Origin of the sequence: Paenibacillus sp. LX16 (genome assembly GCF_036252815.1) — a bacterium.
GTDB classification, from domain to species: domain Bacteria; phylum Bacillota; class Bacilli; order Paenibacillales; family Paenibacillaceae; genus Paenibacillus; species Paenibacillus polymyxa_B.
The window spans coordinates 4783714-4801163 of sequence record NZ_CP141152.1 but is presented as its reverse complement, the minus strand read 5'-3'; the positions used below and the strand labels follow the sequence as shown (position 1 = coordinate 4801163).

General features: G+C 45.0%; 24 protein-coding genes. 17 read left to right on the top strand and 7 right to left on the bottom strand.

Annotated features, from left to right (window positions below; genetic code table 11):
* The first annotated feature begins 75 nt into the window (after positions 1–75).
* The 6 genes from T3H97_RS21655 to T3H97_RS21630 all read left to right on the top strand — a co-directional run bounded on the left by T3H97_RS21655 (position 76) and on the right by T3H97_RS21630 (position 5394).
* Positions 76–945, top strand: a complete 870-nt coding sequence (locus T3H97_RS21655) for a CheR family methyltransferase (RefSeq protein ID WP_254350700.1) — start codon at positions 76–78, stop codon at positions 943–945.
* A 19-nt stretch (positions 946–964) separates the two neighbouring features.
* Entirely contained in the window at positions 965–2635 is a 1671-nt protein-coding gene (locus T3H97_RS21650; RefSeq protein ID WP_328800839.1) for a response regulator, read from the top strand.
* 99 nt (positions 2636–2734) lie between these two features.
* Positions 2735–3073 carry an STAS domain-containing protein gene (locus T3H97_RS21645; protein ID WP_274482725.1) on the top strand — a complete coding sequence of 113 codons (339 nt, stop codon included), beginning with the start codon at positions 2735–2737 and terminating at the stop codon, positions 3071–3073.
* Positions 3074–3091: 18 nt separating this feature from the next.
* Positions 3092–3544: an anti-sigma B factor RsbW gene (gene rsbW / locus T3H97_RS21640; RefSeq protein ID WP_328800838.1), complete on the top strand. Its 453-nt coding sequence runs from the start codon at positions 3092–3094 to the stop codon at positions 3542–3544.
* Complete coding sequence (locus tag T3H97_RS21635) at positions 3541–4314, top strand: sigma-70 family RNA polymerase sigma factor (protein ID WP_013311929.1); 774 nt, start codon at positions 3541–3543, stop codon at positions 4312–4314. Before rsbW ends, T3H97_RS21635 begins: the two co-directional genes overlap by 4 nt.
* 120 nt (positions 4315–4434) lie before the next feature.
* Positions 4435–5394, top strand: a complete 960-nt coding sequence (locus tag T3H97_RS21630) for a magnesium transporter CorA family protein (protein ID WP_328800837.1) — start codon at positions 4435–4437, stop codon at positions 5392–5394.
* 114 nt (positions 5395–5508) lie between these two features.
* On the opposite strand, the gene T3H97_RS21625 is transcribed toward T3H97_RS21630, so the two are convergent.
* The 4 genes from T3H97_RS21625 to T3H97_RS21610 all read right to left on the bottom strand — a co-directional run bounded on the left by T3H97_RS21625 (position 5509) and on the right by T3H97_RS21610 (position 7624).
* Complete coding sequence (locus T3H97_RS21625) at positions 5509–5985, bottom strand: DUF5665 domain-containing protein (protein ID WP_328800836.1); 477 nt, start codon at positions 5983–5985, stop codon at positions 5509–5511.
* 95 nt (positions 5986–6080) lie between these two features.
* Entirely contained in the window at positions 6081–6482 is a 402-nt protein-coding gene (locus T3H97_RS21620) for a YtxH domain-containing protein (protein WP_328800835.1), read from the bottom strand.
* Positions 6483–6525: 43 nt separating this feature from the next.
* Positions 6526–6783, bottom strand: a complete 258-nt coding sequence (locus tag T3H97_RS21615) for a GlsB/YeaQ/YmgE family stress response membrane protein (RefSeq protein WP_013311925.1) — start codon at positions 6781–6783, stop codon at positions 6526–6528.
* A gap of 136 nt (positions 6784–6919) precedes the next feature.
* A complete protein-coding gene (locus T3H97_RS21610) occupies positions 6920–7624 on the bottom strand; it encodes a phosphatase PAP2 family protein (protein WP_328800834.1) in 705 nt (234 codons plus the stop codon).
* A 231-nt stretch (positions 7625–7855) separates the two neighbouring features.
* Here T3H97_RS21610 and T3H97_RS21605 point away from each other — a divergent pair, with 231 nt between their 5' ends.
* Positions 7856–8575: a pirin family protein gene (locus tag T3H97_RS21605; protein ID WP_328800833.1), complete on the top strand. Its 720-nt coding sequence runs from the start codon at positions 7856–7858 to the stop codon at positions 8573–8575.
* Positions 8576–8769: 194 nt separating this feature from the next.
* Here T3H97_RS21605 and T3H97_RS21600 read toward each other — a convergent pair whose 3' ends face one another.
* Complete coding sequence (locus tag T3H97_RS21600; protein ID WP_013373034.1) at positions 8770–8997, bottom strand: DUF1128 domain-containing protein; 228 nt, start codon at positions 8995–8997, stop codon at positions 8770–8772.
* A gap of 120 nt (positions 8998–9117) precedes the next feature.
* Here T3H97_RS21600 and yyaC point away from each other — a divergent pair, with 120 nt between their 5' ends.
* Positions 9118–9708 carry a spore protease YyaC gene (gene yyaC, locus T3H97_RS21595; protein WP_272639093.1) on the top strand — a complete coding sequence of 197 codons (591 nt, stop codon included), beginning with the start codon at positions 9118–9120 and terminating at the stop codon, positions 9706–9708.
* An 88-nt stretch (positions 9709–9796) separates the two neighbouring features.
* Positions 9797–10591 (top strand): alpha/beta fold hydrolase, encoded by a 795-nt coding sequence (locus T3H97_RS21590; protein WP_134903135.1) that lies wholly within the window; start codon positions 9797–9799, stop codon positions 10589–10591.
* Positions 10592–10684: 93 nt separating this feature from the next.
* On the opposite strand, the gene T3H97_RS21585 is transcribed toward T3H97_RS21590, so the two are convergent.
* Positions 10685–11251 (bottom strand): pyridoxamine 5'-phosphate oxidase family protein, encoded by a 567-nt coding sequence (locus tag T3H97_RS21585; RefSeq protein ID WP_061831457.1) that lies wholly within the window; start codon positions 11249–11251, stop codon positions 10685–10687.
* Positions 11252–11647: 396 nt separating this feature from the next.
* Here T3H97_RS21585 and T3H97_RS21580 point away from each other — a divergent pair, with 396 nt between their 5' ends.
* On the top strand, positions 11648–12304 hold the full coding sequence (locus T3H97_RS21580; protein WP_061831456.1) for a DUF6483 family protein: 657 nt from the start codon (positions 11648–11650) through the stop codon (positions 12302–12304).
* Complete coding sequence (locus T3H97_RS21575) at positions 12291–13505, top strand: class I SAM-dependent methyltransferase (RefSeq protein ID WP_328800832.1); 1215 nt, start codon at positions 12291–12293, stop codon at positions 13503–13505. Before T3H97_RS21580 ends, T3H97_RS21575 begins: the two co-directional genes overlap by 14 nt.
* 81 nt (positions 13506–13586) lie before the next feature.
* Here the strand turns inward: T3H97_RS21575 and T3H97_RS21570 are convergent, their stop codons facing one another.
* Positions 13587–13910, bottom strand: a complete 324-nt coding sequence (locus T3H97_RS21570; RefSeq protein ID WP_013311916.1) for a hypothetical protein — start codon at positions 13908–13910, stop codon at positions 13587–13589.
* 144 nt (positions 13911–14054) lie between these two features.
* Between T3H97_RS21570 and T3H97_RS21565 the strand changes: the two genes are divergently transcribed.
* The 6 genes from T3H97_RS21565 (at position 14055) to gatC (ending at position 17450) form a co-directional block, all read left to right on the top strand.
* Positions 14055–14669, top strand: a complete 615-nt coding sequence (locus T3H97_RS21565; RefSeq protein ID WP_328800831.1) for an undecaprenyl phosphate transporter UptA — start codon at positions 14055–14057, stop codon at positions 14667–14669.
* A 1-nt stretch (position 14670) separates the two neighbouring features.
* A complete protein-coding gene (locus T3H97_RS21560; protein WP_328800830.1) occupies positions 14671–15240 on the top strand; it encodes a thioredoxin family protein in 570 nt (189 codons plus the stop codon).
* A 3-nt stretch (positions 15241–15243) separates the two neighbouring features.
* Entirely contained in the window at positions 15244–15873 is a 630-nt protein-coding gene (locus tag T3H97_RS21555) for an MBL fold metallo-hydrolase (RefSeq protein ID WP_328800829.1), read from the top strand.
* Between the two features lie 243 nt (positions 15874–16116).
* On the top strand, positions 16117–16326 hold the full coding sequence (locus tag T3H97_RS21550; RefSeq protein ID WP_061831453.1) for a hypothetical protein: 210 nt from the start codon (positions 16117–16119) through the stop codon (positions 16324–16326).
* Between the two features lie 81 nt (positions 16327–16407).
* Positions 16408–16794: an ATPase gene (locus T3H97_RS21545; protein ID WP_328800828.1), complete on the top strand. Its 387-nt coding sequence runs from the start codon at positions 16408–16410 to the stop codon at positions 16792–16794.
* Positions 16795–17162: 368 nt separating this feature from the next.
* A complete protein-coding gene (gene gatC / locus T3H97_RS21540; protein ID WP_013311910.1) occupies positions 17163–17450 on the top strand; it encodes an Asp-tRNA(Asn)/Glu-tRNA(Gln) amidotransferase subunit GatC in 288 nt (95 codons plus the stop codon).

Genomic DNA, 17450 nt, shown 5'->3' with positions numbered 1-17450 from the left:
AAAAATGGGTAATATAAATCGACACATGATTGAGAGCGGCACAGGCGAAACCTATTTAGGAATTGGAGAGAGATTATGACATCTAAGGATATGGCGGATAATGCTGCTAATGAAGTGAAATCGAATGATACTGAGCGGGAATTGATTGAGATTGAGCTGTTGCTGGAAGGTATACATCGGCTGTACGGCTACGATTTTCGTAACTACGCTCTGCCATCGATTAAGCGGCGTGTTTATTATCATGCGCAGTCCGAAAATGTAAGCACGATATCAGGACTTCAGGAGAAGGTGCTGCATGATCGCAGTGCCTTCGATAGACTGGTACAAAGCCTTTCCATTCCGGTGACCGAGATGTTCCGTGATCCGGAGCTGTTTCTGAATTTCAGGCAGAAAATCATTCCTATTTTGCGAACGTATCCGTACATTCGAATCTGGCATGCAGGTTGCTCCACTGGTGAGGAAGTATATTCTATGGCAATCTTGCTGCATGAGGAAGGCTTATATGATAAGGCTCGCATTTATGCGACGGATATGAATAACCTGTCTTTACAGCAGGCGAAGGAAGGCGTATACGGGATCGATCGAATGAAGCTGTATACCAAAAATTATTTGGAGTCGGGGGGCACACATTCGTTCTCTGAATATTATACAGCCAAGTATGATTCAGTGATGTTTCATCCTTTTTTACGGAAAAACATTATTTTTGCGGAGCATAACTTAGCGACAGACCGGTCCTTTAACGAGTTCAATGTTATTTTTTGCCGGAATGTCATGATCTATTTTAACGATGAACTTCGCAACCATGTACATGGGTTGTTTTATGATAGCTTGAGCCATTTTGGTGTGTTGGTGCTTGGGGCCAAGGAATCCATACATTTTACCGATTATAGTGATTCCTACGAGCCGCTGGACCGGATAGAAAAAATATACCGGAAGATTAAATAGAGATGCTTAGGAGGATTCCATGGGGCTTCATGAACCGATTCATATATTGCTGGTAGATGACAGACCTGAGAACCTGCTCGCTCTTGAGGCGGTGCTGGAGAGTGAACAATATAATCTAGTAAAGGCCACATCCGGGGAAGAAGCACTGCGATGTCTATTGAAAGATGAATTTGCACTCGTAGTCCTCGATGTACAAATGCCGGGTATGGATGGAATTGAGACTGCAAAGTTGATCAAGGCCAGAGAGAAAACAAAGGATATTCCGATTATCTTCATTTCAGCTAACAGCAAGGAAGCGGAGCATTTGTTTGCGGGATATTCAGCGGGTGGTATTGACTATATGGTGAAGCCGTTCATCCCTCAAATTCTCAAGTCCAAAATTGAAGGCTTCGTGCAAATGTACCTAACAAACAAGCGTTTGAAAACACAGTCCATGCTACTTCACCAGAAGACGCAGCAGCTGGAGAAGATGAATAGTGAACTGATTACCGCCAAAGAGGCGGCAGAGATTGCTGCCAATGCCAAAACGGAATTTCTGGCCATGATGAGCCATGAGATCCGCACACCTATGAATGGTGTTATCGGTATGATTGATCTGCTGATGGAGACAGAGCTGCAAAGCGACCAACAGGAATATGCCGATATCATCCGCCGCAGCGCAGACGCGCTAGTAGCGGTCATTAATGATATTTTGGATTTTACCAAGCTGGAGTCTGGCAAAATGGAGGTTGAGGAATATCCTTTTGATCTGGTTTCTTGTATCAAGGAAGTTTTCAGCCTATTTACGGTAGAGGTGAACCGAAAGAACTTGGAACTGGTTTATTTTCTCGATGAACAGATGCCCCCTGTGTTATATGGAGATATGGGGAGATTGCGTCAAGTATTAATTAACCTCGTATCCAATGCCGTCAAATTTACAGACCAAGGTGGAGTATATGTCTTCGCATCCGTCAAAGAGCAAAGCGACAATGGACTTACCGTTGAGTTTTCTGTGAAGGATACAGGCATTGGGATTGATTCCGCTAAGGTTGAAAGGCTGTTTCAGCCCTTTTCCCAACTGGATTCTTCAATGACCCGTAAATATGGTGGTACCGGGTTAGGACTCGCCATTTGTAAAACCTTAGTGAATATGATGGGCGGAGATATCCGTGTAGATACGAGCGGAGAACAGGGCGTGACGTTTCATTTTACAATGAAGCTTGGCGTTGCTGAGGAAAATGAACTGGAGGGGGAGTCCAGCCACGATTGGGAAATTCCACATCAGGAATCTCCAAGCCGTAAACCTGTACTGGTCGTAGATGATCATCCGATTAACCAGAAGCTAATGGTTAATATACTGGATAAGCTCGGTTTGGCTTCAGATGTGGCAGCAGATGGGCAACAGGCACTTGATATGGTCATGGCGAATCAGGACTATGACTATATCTTTATGGACTTGCAGATGCCTGTGATGGATGGTCTGGAGTGTACGGGTAGAGTGCGTGAACAATTGGCGGGAAGATCTCAACCTGCCATTATCGCCATGACAGCTAATGTGATGGAGGGTATTCAGCCTCGATGTATTGAAGCTGGAATGAACGATTATATTAGTAAGCCTGTTAAAATCAGCAGTGTAAAACAGGCATTGTTACGGCATTCTCCGGACCATTTTCCAATGCAGCCGGGTAAAGATCAAATCAATGAAGCTTAAATGGTGGCATTTGGCAGTGTTTAAAAAGTTATACCGTGATTCAAATGCTCGTATAATGGGTTAGTATGTAGGGAAATCTTTTTTTGGGAGAGTAGGCCTATGAATACAAATAAAAGTGAGAAGTTTAATGCAATTACTGAAACAACCGATGGCGTAAATACCGTTTATCTGAGTGGAGAGTTGGATCTTTCGGTAGCACCTGATTTTCGTCTGGTGATGGAGCCTTTGGTGGGGGAGTCCAGCCAAGATTTGATTATTAACTTGAGAGACCTTAAATACATTGACAGCACGGGTATTGGTATCTTGTTATCCATTTTAAAAGCAAGGCATGGGATGGAGTCTCGCTTTGCTGTTCAAGAGGTGCCGCCTCAAATTCAAAAGCTATTTGATATGACCGGTATTGCCAAATTCTTTGTCCCCCAGGAGAATTCCCAATAGGAAAGGAAAGAAAAAGAAATGAATGCTCAAATTCAAAAAGTAGTTCTTAATTTGCCGGCAACTGCTGACTTTGTTGATATTGTAAGATTAAATTTATACGGTATTGCCGCGAAAATGGGATTCTCTTATGAGGATATTGAAGACATGAAAGTGGCTGTATCGGAAGCCTGTAATAACTCTGTCCTTTATGCATATGGTCATGAGGGGGGAGTCGTGGAAGTGACATTCGAATTTGATGAAGTTTCATTGTCCATCCGTGTCAAAGATGAAGGGGAGAGCTTTGAACGCGTGGGGGACCCGTCCCGTATCGCATCCTTGCATGACAAGGAGTTGAATGATGCACAGATAGGCGGATTAGGCTTTTATCTCATGCAGGCGCTTATGGACGATGTCCATATCCTGAATGAGACAGGAAAAGGCACCGAAGTGGTGCTGGTAAAGCGCTTGACCAGAAGTGAGGAAAGAGTATGAATGAAAAGGTAACTCCCCCGGAGTCGATGGATGAAGCCGTTGGTCTAATCTGGGAGTACCAGCAAACCAAAGATAACGAGATTGCTACCGTGCTGATCCGCAAGTATGAGCCGATGGTCAAGATGGCTGCCGGGAAGATCTCCCGTAACCGTCCGGACTTATACGAGGATTTATATCAGACCGGTCAGATGGCTTTGATACGTCTGCTTCAGCAATACGATATCAGCTTGGGTATCCCATTTGAACCGTACGCTATGAAAAGTATGCTGGGACATATGAAAAATTATTTGCGCGACAAATCCTGGTACATCCAGGTTCCTCGCCGCATTAAGGAAAAGGGTGCGCTTGTTCAACATGCTATTGATGAACTGACCGTTAAATTGGAACGCTCACCCAATGTGGACGAGATTGCAACCTATTTGGATCTTACCGTGGAAGAAACGATTGAGGTGCTTGCTGGTCGTGAGTGCTATCACTATGTTTCACTGGACTCGCCTTTATCTCAGGAAGAAAGTGCCGCTACGTTAGGTGAGCTCATAAGCTCGGATGCTAACGATTATGACACTGTGGAAAAACGGATGGATTTGCAGCAGGCTTTAAGCCAACTGAAGGAGCAGGAACAAAAGGTACTTCTTCTGGCATTTCAGGACGGTCAATCTCAACGTGCGATTGCACAGACGTTGGGCGTATCGCAGATGAGTGTTTCTCGTATTCAGAAGCGGGCTACGGAAAAGCTGAAGCAGATTATGTCTAATTCCTCTATTTCATGAGAAAACCGCGGAATTCTTGGCTTAACATATTTGACGTCACATCGTAAGGACACGTTATTCCGATATGGGAAGCGTGTCCTTTTTATAAAGCAAAAAAGGTTGGGAGGAAGGTTGGAATCCATGACAGCATTTGAACAGATTTCTTCCTTTCGTGGAGGATGGGAATGGTGGGACATCAGTGCTGAGAATTGGCAAGATTCGGTCATACAGCACTTAAAGGAGAAGCTCCCAGAAGCTGCAGAATGGCTGGACAAGGTGGAGGACATTCCATCCAGCTTTATATCTGTGCGCTTTCCAGATGGCAATCAGCCCTTAATGTGCGGGTCGCTGATCTATTCCGTTCAAGAAGAGATCGACAGTCAACGCGATTGCAACAAGTTTTATTTTCTGGTTCTGAATCAGAAGTTAGTGACATTAAATCTGGATCAAAATACCCGTGAAATTATGCACACCGCGGAACGCCAAAAAATGCTGGAACAGTGTGAAGACGCAGCTGACGGCATGTTTGTATTGGCGAGAGCCGTGCTTCATTATTTCCATACAGGTATGGACAAGTTCGAGATCAACCTAAGAAGACTTGAAGAGGACATGGAGAAAAGGAATGCCCGTACCCTGATGGATTCTATATTGAACGCACGTTTCGAGCTGTTGTATTGGAGCAATATGTTCATTCCTTTTTCAGAGCTGGTAACGGCTTCGCGGGAGGCATATCTGGATAAACTGGAGGAGAATCGCTTTTTTAAGCAATTACTTTACCGTGTTACTCGGATGGAAGGACTTTTTCTGCATTATGAAAAGGAAATCGACACACTGATCTCCATTGACGACGCCATTTCCGCATTTAGGGGGAATGAGATTACGAAGACGCTCACCATTGTAACCGCCGTATTTACTCCAGCAACCGTAGTGGGTGCTATATGGGGTATGAACTTTGAAAATCTGCCTTGGATTAAAACAGGTTGGGGTTTTACCACCGTGATTATTGCCACATTGCTAAGTATGGCGGGAATGTACGGCTGGCTAATGATGAAGGGGTGGACAGGAGATTTATTGAAAACTAACAAGCGCAACAAATTGTAGCGGCTGCTTACAGCTGTTACAATTTACAAATAAAAAACGATCCATCGTAACTGGAGGCTCTTTGAGGAGTCTATTACCGGTTACGATGGATCGTTTTTAAATGAGGTAGGACAATTACTTAGTACCTTGGCTCATTTTGATATATCCTAATAATTCGGCGATGAAATCTCCGATGACCGGAAGATTTAATTGTACCAGGAAACTGAGCAACCAAGCGAGCAAGGCGAGTATGACCACTGTACCCAGCGTAAGACCGAGACCACGTGCAATGCCTGCGGTGAGATTGCTCATAATTCTCCTTTTAGTGCTGGAGTAGTTCTCCAGAATATCTTTGAATTCTGCTCTTTCGAGCGTATCTGCTATTTGATCTAAACGTTTGTTAAGTCGCTTGACCTCATGACGCAGCTCAAAAGGATGCTCATTTACATCAAAGTCTCTCTCGTGATCATGCTTTTTAACATGATGATGAGTAGTAGAAGCTTGCTTGGATGAAACCTCATCTGGCTGATCCGGTGTCTGTAGGGGATGAAAGGTTCTTTTGTTGTTCGTGGTAAGATCATCTCCATAGGAATTTGGCTTGTTCATGGTCATCCCAGCCTTTCTATCATTTAAAAACAGCCAGCTTCTTGCATGCTGGCTGTTCAGTGTTTAGGGCTTAATTTGTTTGTAATCGAAATGTGTTCTTATTAGGAATTTGCACTCAATTGTTTTTGCGTGTCCTTGGCCGCCTGAGCCGTGGCATCCATAACTTCTTTATCCGCTTTGGCCGCTTCATTAGCGACATCTGCAGAAGCCTTGGTTACGCTGGATACGATGTTATCTTTACTTTCGGATACCGTTTTGGCTATATCTGCTGTTTTAGTGGACACGGTTTTGGCCAAATCTGTCGCTTTGCTGCTGACTACAGATGCCACATCCTTTGTTTTATCGGAGACAACTGTCATTTTTTCGGACAGATCACTACGTAAATCTCGACCCGGCTTCGGTGCGAACAGCAGGGCTGCCGCAGCACCAATCAAACCTCCAATAAATAAACCTTTTGCAAAACCTGAAGTACCTGTCATATTCTGATTGTCAATGTTACTCATGTGATATCACTCCTTTTATAGAATAAAAAAATATATATAAATGTTAGGTAGCCCTTCTTAATAGCCTGGACACAAGTCCGAGCAAAAACACGAACAATGCGGTTCCAAGTATGGCTGGAATGACTGCAAAATCTCCGATGACCGGGCCCCAGTCTCCCAATAGCATGACACCTAGCCAAGCTCCTACAAATCCAGCAATCATAGAGCCCGCAATGCCGCCAGGCATTTCATGTCCAGCTAGTGCATCGCCAATCAATCCGATAATAATAGCCATTACAATACTTAGTACAATTCCCCACACAAGGATCGCCTCCCTTATCCTAAGTTCATAAACGATAACGCTTTTGATGAATGCTGAGCTTTGATATTGCTGTGCCTTGCTTACTTCGTATATAAACGTCGTGGCCCGGAGTGAAACAAAAAGCCGTCTCGGACATTTACGGGCGGGGAGTGGAAGAAAGCTGCATGCGCGCTCGCCAGTAGATCATAGGAACGGTAAACGCCAGCCAAATGGTGCCTGCAATATAACCACCCACAATGTCGGTAGGAAAGTGAACTCCTAAATATATACGGCTTAGTCCAATCAATAGAATGAGCAGTGCGCCAAGAACGCACGGAAGGAAGAACGAACGCTCACGAATCTTTCGTTCTATAGCCCAGATGGCAAATATCATGCCGTAAAATCCCATGGAAATCATCGCATGACCGCTGGGAAAACTGTAGCCTCCCGCTTCAACCAAATGTTGAAGTGGCGGGCGTTCCCGCTGCAAAATTTCTTTAATGAGCGTATTCAGCACCCACATCGCCGTAAAGCTACTTAGGATCGCAAAGGAATAAGCTTTTGAACGAAGATAGACCCAGCACAAGGTGGCAGCACCGAGTGCGATGAGTAACGATATGCGGAATGAACCGAAAGATGTAATGAATATAGCGACGGCTAGCAGTTGGTCATGAGCAGCTGCTGTGCCTGGAAAAACGACATTTTGTATACGTTCATCCCAATATAGAAAAGGAGCTGTGCCAATCCATTGCACAGAGTAGGCAATGAGAAGCAACACAGCGATCATGATAATAGATGCATACAGACTACGACGCAAATAGCTTGGTAGGAACCGGGATGGTTGGGGTTCATGGGATAGCATATGTAATAAATCTCCTCCTTATGGCTGTAATAGATTTAATTTTTCGTACTATTAACTTAACTAATAATGAACTTAAGAGCAAAACTCGACGGAGACGACAGGCTGATTGAGGCATTTAAGCCCGGGGTAAAGGGATCGTATCACAGTGTTTGTAATGCCAGGGCCGAAAGTGGAATAGTCATCACGAAGCAAGGCTGCTTTACGGAACTGTAATCCATGGAGGTGTTAAGGATGATTAAAATAGTGACATCGGCAGAAAGACATACCTCAAATAAAGGATGGATTCATAGTGAGTTTAGCTTTTCGTTTGCCGATTATGAAGATCCGAGCAATGCCCATTTTGGCTGTATGCTAGCCCATAATGATAACGAGCTTGAACCGCAGCAAGGCTTCAAAAGACATCCGCATCACGATTTGGAAATCGTCACCTATATAATTGAAGGCCAATTGCATCATAGCGACAGCTTAGGCCATGAGCAGGATTTGAAAAGCGGCTCGATCCAGGTTCTGAGTGCAGGCACCGGAATTGAACATGAAGAGCGAAATACTGGGGATGAAAGACCGGTTCGCTTTTTGCAAATGTGGTTTTTACCCGAGAGCCCTGGTATTCAGCCTTCTTATCAGGTGCAAAGATTCAAGCACAGTGAACGTCTAAATCGGCTTCAGCCTGTTGTGTCTGGTTCAGAAGTGGAGGGAGCGTTATCGATCGCACAGGATATAAATCTGTATCTGAGCAGATTGGAAAAAGGGCAGCAGCTTGAATATCCGCAGCAAGAAGAGCGCCGCACCCACATTTATGTAGTTAGCGGTCATGTAGAAGTCACATGCCAGGATGGGGATTTTCAGTTAGGGCCTGGTGATGCCGCGCGAATTCAAAAAAGCTGTACATTAAAGATACGAGCTACAGGTAATGAGGATATATCTGAATTGGTGTTAGCGGATTTGCCTTGAAGCATCCTGAGTGAGTGAAGAAGTGTATGAAAATGCGCATATGCAATCAAAAAAATAAAGCTCGTATCCCGGTGCGCGTCTGTTGAGACGACCGGAGATACGAGCTTTATTTACGGCGACAGGGCCACTATCATGAAGGCTGTTGCTCCTGATGATAGTTGTAATACAGCTAAGCTGTCTTCCTATAAGCTGATTCAGGAGGATTTGCGTAATCTGCCCAGTTCAGAAACAATAGCTTCAACCTCTGAAATGCTCAGGTTAGGCTTACTTATCACCATATCATAGACATCATGAATGTCCTCGTATTGCTCCAGCGAGAAAGCGGAAGCCTGCATAGCAGCACCACTCGCCATACGGAGCTTGGTTTTAATACCCTCAATCATATACTCAATGTTGGCATGAGACGGTACAGACAAATCCATCGTTAATTTTCCATCCTTTCATAACAGGGGAAGTTGCCTGTATTGTATCATGTTTTTGTTGTAGAATGTACTGAAAGCCAGATTACCGATATACAACTGAATGAAGGAGGATGGACAAAGTTGTCTTTGTATAATCGAGCTTCCGCACCCGGTCGCTCGTCCTTAGAACATAATGTAAAGAAAACAGATCGAGATGGACTTGCGCCGTTTTTCCGAGAAATTCATCATCAGCATACTATAGATAAGTTGACTTTTGTTTGCATCGGTACTGATCGTTCGTCGGGTGATTCACTTGGGCCACTGGTAGGCACCATGCTCAAGGAGCAAGGCATTCCGCACGTGATTGGCACAATGACGGAGCCCTGTGATGCGGATCATCTGGTTTCATACTTGGAGCACATTCCCCAAGACCATCATGTGATCGCCATAGATGCTTGTCTTGGACAGCACGGCTCAACGGGAATGTTTCTTATTGCGCGTGAACCGCTAACTCCTGCGCGATCGGTGGGACTGTCTCTGCCGTCTGTGGGTCATTATAGTATTGCAGCGATTGTGAATGAGCGCAGTCCCAAACCCTATTGGACACTCCAAATGACATCGCTTCACTTGGTGATGACAATGGCTGCACACATTGCTAATGCGGCGGCTTGTGAATTTGGTCTAAAAACAGCTTCGCAAGATTTTCCAGAGGGTTACCGTTTCAGATATTGATCGTCTGCTTAATAATATACATCAGCATGTTCTACTCACTAATATATTCAGATCCAATAGATTATATACAGAGAAGGAAGGGTTCCACATGGAAAAGGTATTATGCGAAGGAACGACGATCTGCTATGCCGAACAGGGAAAAGGAGATCCGATCATTCTATTGCACGGATTTTGCGGAAGCTCTTCCTACTGGGATGAGGTTGTTCCCTTGCTATCCCCAAGCTATCGTTGTATTGTTCCAGACTTGCGTGGACACGGACGCAGCGATGCTCCACTAGGAGCCTATACTATTGATCAAATGGCAGATGATGTGCTTAAACTTCAAGAACAATTGGACATTCCTCAGGCTGCCTGGTTTGGTCACTCCCTAGGAGGCTATCTTACCCTTTCGGCAGTGCAGAGACATGCAGAGCGCCTTACAGCCTTTGGACTGATTCATTCCACAGCTTATGCAGATACGGACGAAGGTAAAGAAAAGCGGAATAAGGCTGTATCCATCATCCAAACGGAGGGGATTACGACCTTTGTAGATGGACTCGTACCGGGACTGTTTGCTCCTGATCATGTGGAGTCGATGTCCAGCCAATTACTGAAAGTTAAAGAAATTGGCTACAAAACACCACCACAAGGAGCCGTAGGAGCATCACTGGCTATGCGTGAGCGTACTGATCGTCGGGATGTATTGTCGGCTTCTGCATTGCCAGCCCTTTTAGTAGCGGGTGAGCAGGATCAGGCGGTTCCTCCAGCGCGGACGTTTACAACAGATCGGGCCGGAGTAACTCAGGTTACCCTACCGGAAGCAGGTCACATGAGCCTGTTCGAGGCACCGGAGTTATTAGCGAACACCATATTGACATTTTTAGAGCAAAACTTGAAAAGGTAGACTAAGGTAAGCCCAAAAACCGGAACCTTCTGATGTGATAAACAGAAGGTTCCGGTTTTTGGGTAGTCAATTATTTTTAGGTGTGTAAGGTGTCTAATTTATATTGCTTTTGTTAAAGGCAAACGCTGTCGGCAAACCGTCAATACTCTCCAGATTTTTCTCATAGGCATATTTTTTAAGTGCTTCTTCTCCCATCTGAATCGAGACTTCCTTCAGCTTTTCCCGTTCGCTCGTGTATGTCATAAAGGGAACCGCAAAACCACATGAATTCTGCACCATGTGAACGTCCACAACAATGATTTGTCTTGCACCGGGAAGCGGGTTGAAGAGAGGGTACAGTTCATTCCATTGCTTAGTATCGGGCAGCGCGACGGTACCAGTACCATAGAGCTTTAGTACACTGGGAGCGCCCTCAAATGCACAAAACATGATTGTTACCCGTCCGTTCTCGATAATGTGAGCGCTTGTCTCGTTGCCGCTTCCCGCCAAGTCGAGATAGGCTACCCTTTGGTCCGATAGAATACGAAAGGAATCATATCCCTTGGGGGAAAGGTTAACGTGCCCTGTCTTGGATAGCGGTGCTGATCCTACAAAGAAAATGTGCTGCCGCTGTATAAACTCTTGATGTTCCGGTAATATCGAGCTAAATTGTTTACCCAAACTCCATCATCCTTTCTCACAAAAATATTCATATAAATTTTGTTTCTAAAGAAAATAATTATTATAAATAATTTTATGGAATGTTTAAATATACTGATTATATTTTTGTTTCGTATGAAACAAAAATATCACAACACTAACGAAGAAGCAATATTGATTTTAAAAAAAAACGTCATTCGCTAGTCACATGATCAGCTACAAAGTGCTGTACCGTAGGAATTCACTGCCATACGTGAGCATTCTGACTTCCTGATCATTGATGTTATTAACTGAGGGTGAAGGTTATAAGTGGTATTTCTGCATGGTAGGGCATTTGGCTTTTAGACAAGGATGTCATACAATCAGAAGACAGAGTTTCTGGTTGTCTAGGCATCGGGATGAAAGGAAGGGAACGGCTTGCTTAGAAAAGATTATTTGCTCAGTATGATGGAAGAATTGACATCCGCAGTAGCATCGGTGCTCGGTCTAAGGCGTGAAAATAAACATGTCGAAGCGCTAAAGCAGCTAGATGACCTGCTCAACAAGCAGTTTCGTCTTCGTTCAGATCTGCTCAGACGATTGCCGCCGGAACAAATTATTGAGCTTTTCCGATTGGGCCCTGGAATTGAAGCGGACAAGCTCCAGCAGGTGGCTCGCATTTTGGAAGAAGAAGCCGTGATTTACCTGGAAACCAGCAGAACAGACGAGGGCATACGAATCTTGATGAAATCTCTTCATTTATATTTGTACAGCGATACGAATGGCGCGACTCGTGATCTGCAGGTCCTGCCTGAACGAATAGCGTGTATCGTGAAACTGGTGCGTGAATATGAGCTTCCCCCTGAAACCAGCAAACTGTTGGCTGTTCATTACGAGCGAGAAAACAGGCTGGACGAAGCAGCCGATGTCTGGTTTGGATTGGCATGGGAGCAGCCAGAGCTTCTATCCGAAGCGGAGGCGTTTTACAGTCACTTACTGGATAAGACCAATGCAGAGCTGGAGCTGGGTGGAATTTCACGCCAGGAAGTCACCGAGGGTTTGACCGAGATCACCCAATTACATGAAAGAAAGTGAGATGTACCTTTTGGATTCACTGCGCGAACTTATATACCAATTGACTACGGGAGGATCCCTCATCACAGCGACGCTGAGTCAGCTTCGCAAACGGGAGGATGCTTCTTTTACTAAAGTACAAATCAAACCAGTGGAATTGAAAAACAAGCTGCATTACCAGTTTGCTTTTCATTACAGCAACAAAGTCATTCATGAAAATCTGACCCCTGACGAAGCTAATGAGCGAATGGCTGCCTTGTTTGAGGACACGTTCCGCCAAGGACTTCTATGTGCCAAGGATGCAGACTACCAGGTGCTAATCAGTAAAAAATATAAAGTATCCATTCTGACAAAGTCACCGAGCAAAAGTAAAGCCGACCTGTCTCATAATCGCAAAAAGCAATATGTGCTTGAGGAAGGAGAGCGAATTCCTTTCCTGATTGAGCTGGGGATTATGAATGAGGACGGCAAGGTACTGGCCCGCAAGTACGATAAGTTTCGTCAGATTAACCGGTTTCTCGAAATGGTGCAGGATGTATTGCCTAGCCTTCCGGTAGGCCGCCCATTGACGATTGTGGATTTTGGCTGTGGCAAATCGTATTTGACCTTTGCGCTGTATCACTATTTGGCTGTACAGCAAAAGCGACCATTGCAGATCGTTGGTTTGGACTTGAAGGCAGATGTCATTGAAACCTGTAATGTTCTGGCTCAAAAGCTGCAATATCGACAGTTGGAGTTTCTGGTCGGTGATATCGCAGACTATAACGAACTGGAACAGGTGGATATGGTTGTTACCTTGCACGCTTGTGATACGGCAACGGATGCGGCGCTGGAAAAGGCCGTCCGCTGGGGAGCTTCCGTCATTTTGTCAGTTCCGTGTTGCCAACATGAGTTGTTCAGCCAACTGGAAAATCCGGTATTGGAGCCGTTGCTTTCCCATGGTATTTTAAAGGAGCGTTTTTCTGCACTGGCAACGGATGGAATCCGGGCCAAACTGCTGGATATGATGGGATATCGGACACAGCTGTTGGAATTTATCGACATGGAGCATACACCTAAAAACATTCTGATTCGTGCCGTTAAAGGGCAGGCGGGAGAACAATCCGTTCTGTGGCATGAATACACAGCATTTCGGGATTTTATTCATGCTGATCCTTATTTGGAACGCGCTTGTGCGGATTTGCTTCCCGAAGGAGCGGGGAAAAAGCAGACACACAGCTAGGAATATAGTAAAAGTGGAGCCACTGCGGGGTGGCTCCACTTTTTTGTAGTTCACAGTTCACGGTTGTAGTACGCAAAACATCTATCCGCCATAGGCACTTCTAAAAGCGGTGCACAAGACATCGCGATCCACCTTCCACAATGCCGCGAGTTCCTCGCTAACATCTTCGTCCCACCAGTCGCACAGCAGTTTGCGATTGCTATGGTTTTCCGCAATCCAGATGAGGTGTCCGACGACCTTGCGGCAGTATAGCTCCTCGCCCTGCTTGACCAGATCAGGAGCAATGTGAACAGGCAGACGTTTGCAGGTTCGGTACAGCTCTTTGGTACATGCGCGGCGGATACCACGAGCCGTGGGTAAACGGGATTGTGAATTGTCATGTTTGGGGAATTTGCCGGGAGGCATATTGTACCCCCTCCTCTCTCTCACAACTTATGCGGACAGAGGAGCTGGGGTCACTGACCTCCCTATTTGAGCGAAGTGGCGACTTGTTCTGCCGCTGTGATACACTAATGAAAATAGAGAAACAGGCAGGGAGTGGGAATAAAAATGGACTATATATCTAGTATCATTAATTATTTGTTTGAGATCATTCGTAGTCTTGAGTATTTTGGTATTATGCTAGGCTTGATGGTTGAGGTCATTCCAAGCGAAATTGTTCTCGCTTACGGTGGCTTTTTAGTATCCTCGGGTCATATTAATTTTTTTGGTGCAGTCGTTTTTGGAACGATTGGCGGGGTTCTGGCCCAGTTGTTTATTTACTGGATTGGGCGCTATGGCGGCAGACCGGTATTAGATAAGTATGGGAAATACATACTCATCAAAAAAAGTCATGTCGACCATGCTGAAGCCTGGTTTAACAAATACGGCACAGGGGTCATTTTCACAGCTCGCTTTATCCCTGTTGTGCGTCACGCGATCTCAATCCCTGCCGGGTTGGCTCGAATGAACGTATGGCGCTTTATTATTTTGACGACGCTAGCGATTATACCTTGGTCAGTTTTGTTTATATATTTAGGTATGCTGCTAGGAGACAAGTGGGAGCAAATTGACGAAGTGGCAGCACCTTACATCAAACCGATTTTGCTGGTTGCCCTTGCGCTCTTGATCATTTATTTTGTTATCAAATGGATTTTGTCCAAAAACAAAAAAGGAAGTGTATAACATGAGCCGTACTAATGTATCGCAATACTTCGGAAAGGGCTTAAGCCCTGAACAGTTTATGGAGGGCATGGAAAAGAACATAGAAGCCTTCCGCTCTGGGTACGATCAGTTTGTGTGGAATCGCGAAGAGGAGCGAGAGTATTTTGAAAGCCTGAACCATCGGGATGATCTGCGTGTGCTTATTTTGGCTGCCGACTGGTGTGGAGATGTGGTACGCAATGTGCCAGTTGTGTTCCGTGCGCTGGAGAATAGCGGGATTCCGACCGAAGTATTAATCTTGGAAAACCATCAGGCGCTGATGGATGACTTCCTGACAATGGGCGGACGTGCTGTACCGATTGTGATTTTTGCGGATACAGGAGGTCACGTACTTGGCCACTGGGGACCACGCCCTGCACATGTCCAACAAATTATGATCGAATTCAAACGTGAAAATCCAGATCGGGAAGCCGATGATTATCAAGAAAAAATCGCAGTTGCTCGTAAAGAAATGGCTGAAAAATATGGGGAGGGAACCGAGGTCCATCCTGTGATTGTTCAGGAATTACGCGAGCTGATCTCGGGATTTTAACTTATGACGTTATCTATTCGCAGCTTTAATCTCGGTCCTCTCCAAACCAATGCTTATTTGCTTCAAGGGGATGATCCGCAGCGCGCCGTTATTATTGATCCGGGGATGAATCCGGGTCTTTTGCTCAGAGCTATTGAGCCACTGACCATTGAAGCTATCCTGCTGACTCATGCCCATTTTGACCATATCGGTGGAGTAGAGGAGATTCGCAATACCAAAGGCTGCCCGGTTTATCTGCACGCCTTGGAGCAAGACTGGCTCACATCTCCTAAGCTGAATGGTTCCTTGATGTGGCCAGAGGCATCCTCTCCGATCTCGACGGAACCTGCCGAATATGATTTGGCAGAAGGTCAGCAATTGAACCTGATCGGGCACACGTTCCGGGTTTTCCATACACCGGGCCATTCACCCGGAAGTGTCAGCTTTTTGTGCGGCAAAGATCTTTTTTCCGGGGATGTGCTATTTCGTCAGGGCGTCGGACGCACGGATCTGACGGGTGGCCGGGAACGGGATTTATACGATTCTATTCAGAACAAATTGTTTCCGCTCGGAGATGACGTTACAGTCTATTCCGGTCACGGTCCCAAAACGTCCATCGGTTATGAGAAAGCTAATAATCCGTATATCAGGTAAATGTGATGAACGTTTTCAGTAGGGGCAAAATCAAAGGTGTGACAGGTTTTGCCCCATTTCGACAACAAATTATAAATTATGTATAGACAAAGGTTTTTATTTTTGTTAACATAAATTTATTAAAGTTACATACTAAACTCGCGAAGCACGCAAGCTGTGGATGAATCCCGGTTTGCGTTCTTTTTTTTGCCCATTAAGAGGATAAAGAGGCATGAGGCCGTCAGATCACAAGGGGGAGCAAGAATGAAAAGAAAACATATATATGGGGTACAACGTGAGATTGGAGGTAGTTTCCGTGTTCCCAATATAATAGATATTGAAGATTCTGTGGTAGGTTCCGAGCCGAAGATCATAACTTGGAAAAAGGTGAAACGACGGGGCGGAATCCCTTCACAAAACTGGCATGTGAGGCTGAATGAACACAGGTTGGGACGTGGAGACGGTCGATTATGAAGATACATAGATGATATAGACAAGCTACTTTTTTTTTAGTAGACTTAGCAGATAAGTTCAGACAAACGGGGGGGGCTAACGATGCATCATTTAGGAGCTAGAATTATGATCGTCGCGGATGCTTTTGAGCAGAATCTTCCTGTGGGCGAACATGGTTATATCATTGCTTACGACCGTAATGCGGATAATGCTTTTGACTATGTCATTCGCGTACCGAAGGTGAACCGCAATTTTTTTGTACCATCCGGGGACATCGAGCTGGAAGAGAGTATTCTCAAGCTGGAAGCCGAGCGGATTGAGCGTGAAGCGCTGATAGATTACGCCCTTGCTACTCATAATGAGCAACTGTTCAAGCATATAATGAACGGTGGTCTTGATTCGGTAGAGACTGAAGAAGAAGAAACCGCGGCAGAGTTGTTGTCACAGGCTGATTTTATCAGACAAGTCAATTTGCGTGCTTGGATATAGGAGTCGGCTACTGCCGACTCTTTTTAAAAATATATAATGAGCACAATCTCAGCTCCTATAGTTTTCTCGCAAGAGCACCGAGAGGTGCTTTTTTTATATTCTTTTAGTAACATTTACCTCATTGATGTACAGTTTGCTTCTGTACCGCGTCAAAGATTGAATTGTAAAGGGTTCTATCCTATAATTAAAAACGTTATTTCAAAGTTCGGTGCAGCATTTTTTAATATCAGGATTTTGCAAATTTCGATTCCAGTCGCTCCGAAGTGCAATATATAGACGAATTAAACCATTTTGATCTATACCTTGCTCATTGGAAGTTGCTTATTGGATTTTTTGCAAAATCCTCATATACATGAGGAGGGTTTTGTATGAACATTTCCACGGAAGATGTCCGTCACGTAGCCAAGCTGTCCAGGTTGAATCTGACCGCGGCTGAGGAAGAAACGATGACAGGACAATTAAACGCCATTCTCCATTATGCGGAGAAGCTGAATGAGCTGGATACGGAGCAGGTAAAACCGACCACTCATGTGCTGCACGTCAGCAATGTCATGCGAGACGACGAAGTTCGTGAAAGTTTGACACATGAGCAAGTGATGCGCAATGCACCTGAAGAAGAAGACGGACAGTTTAAGGTTCCTGCTGTTCTGGAATAG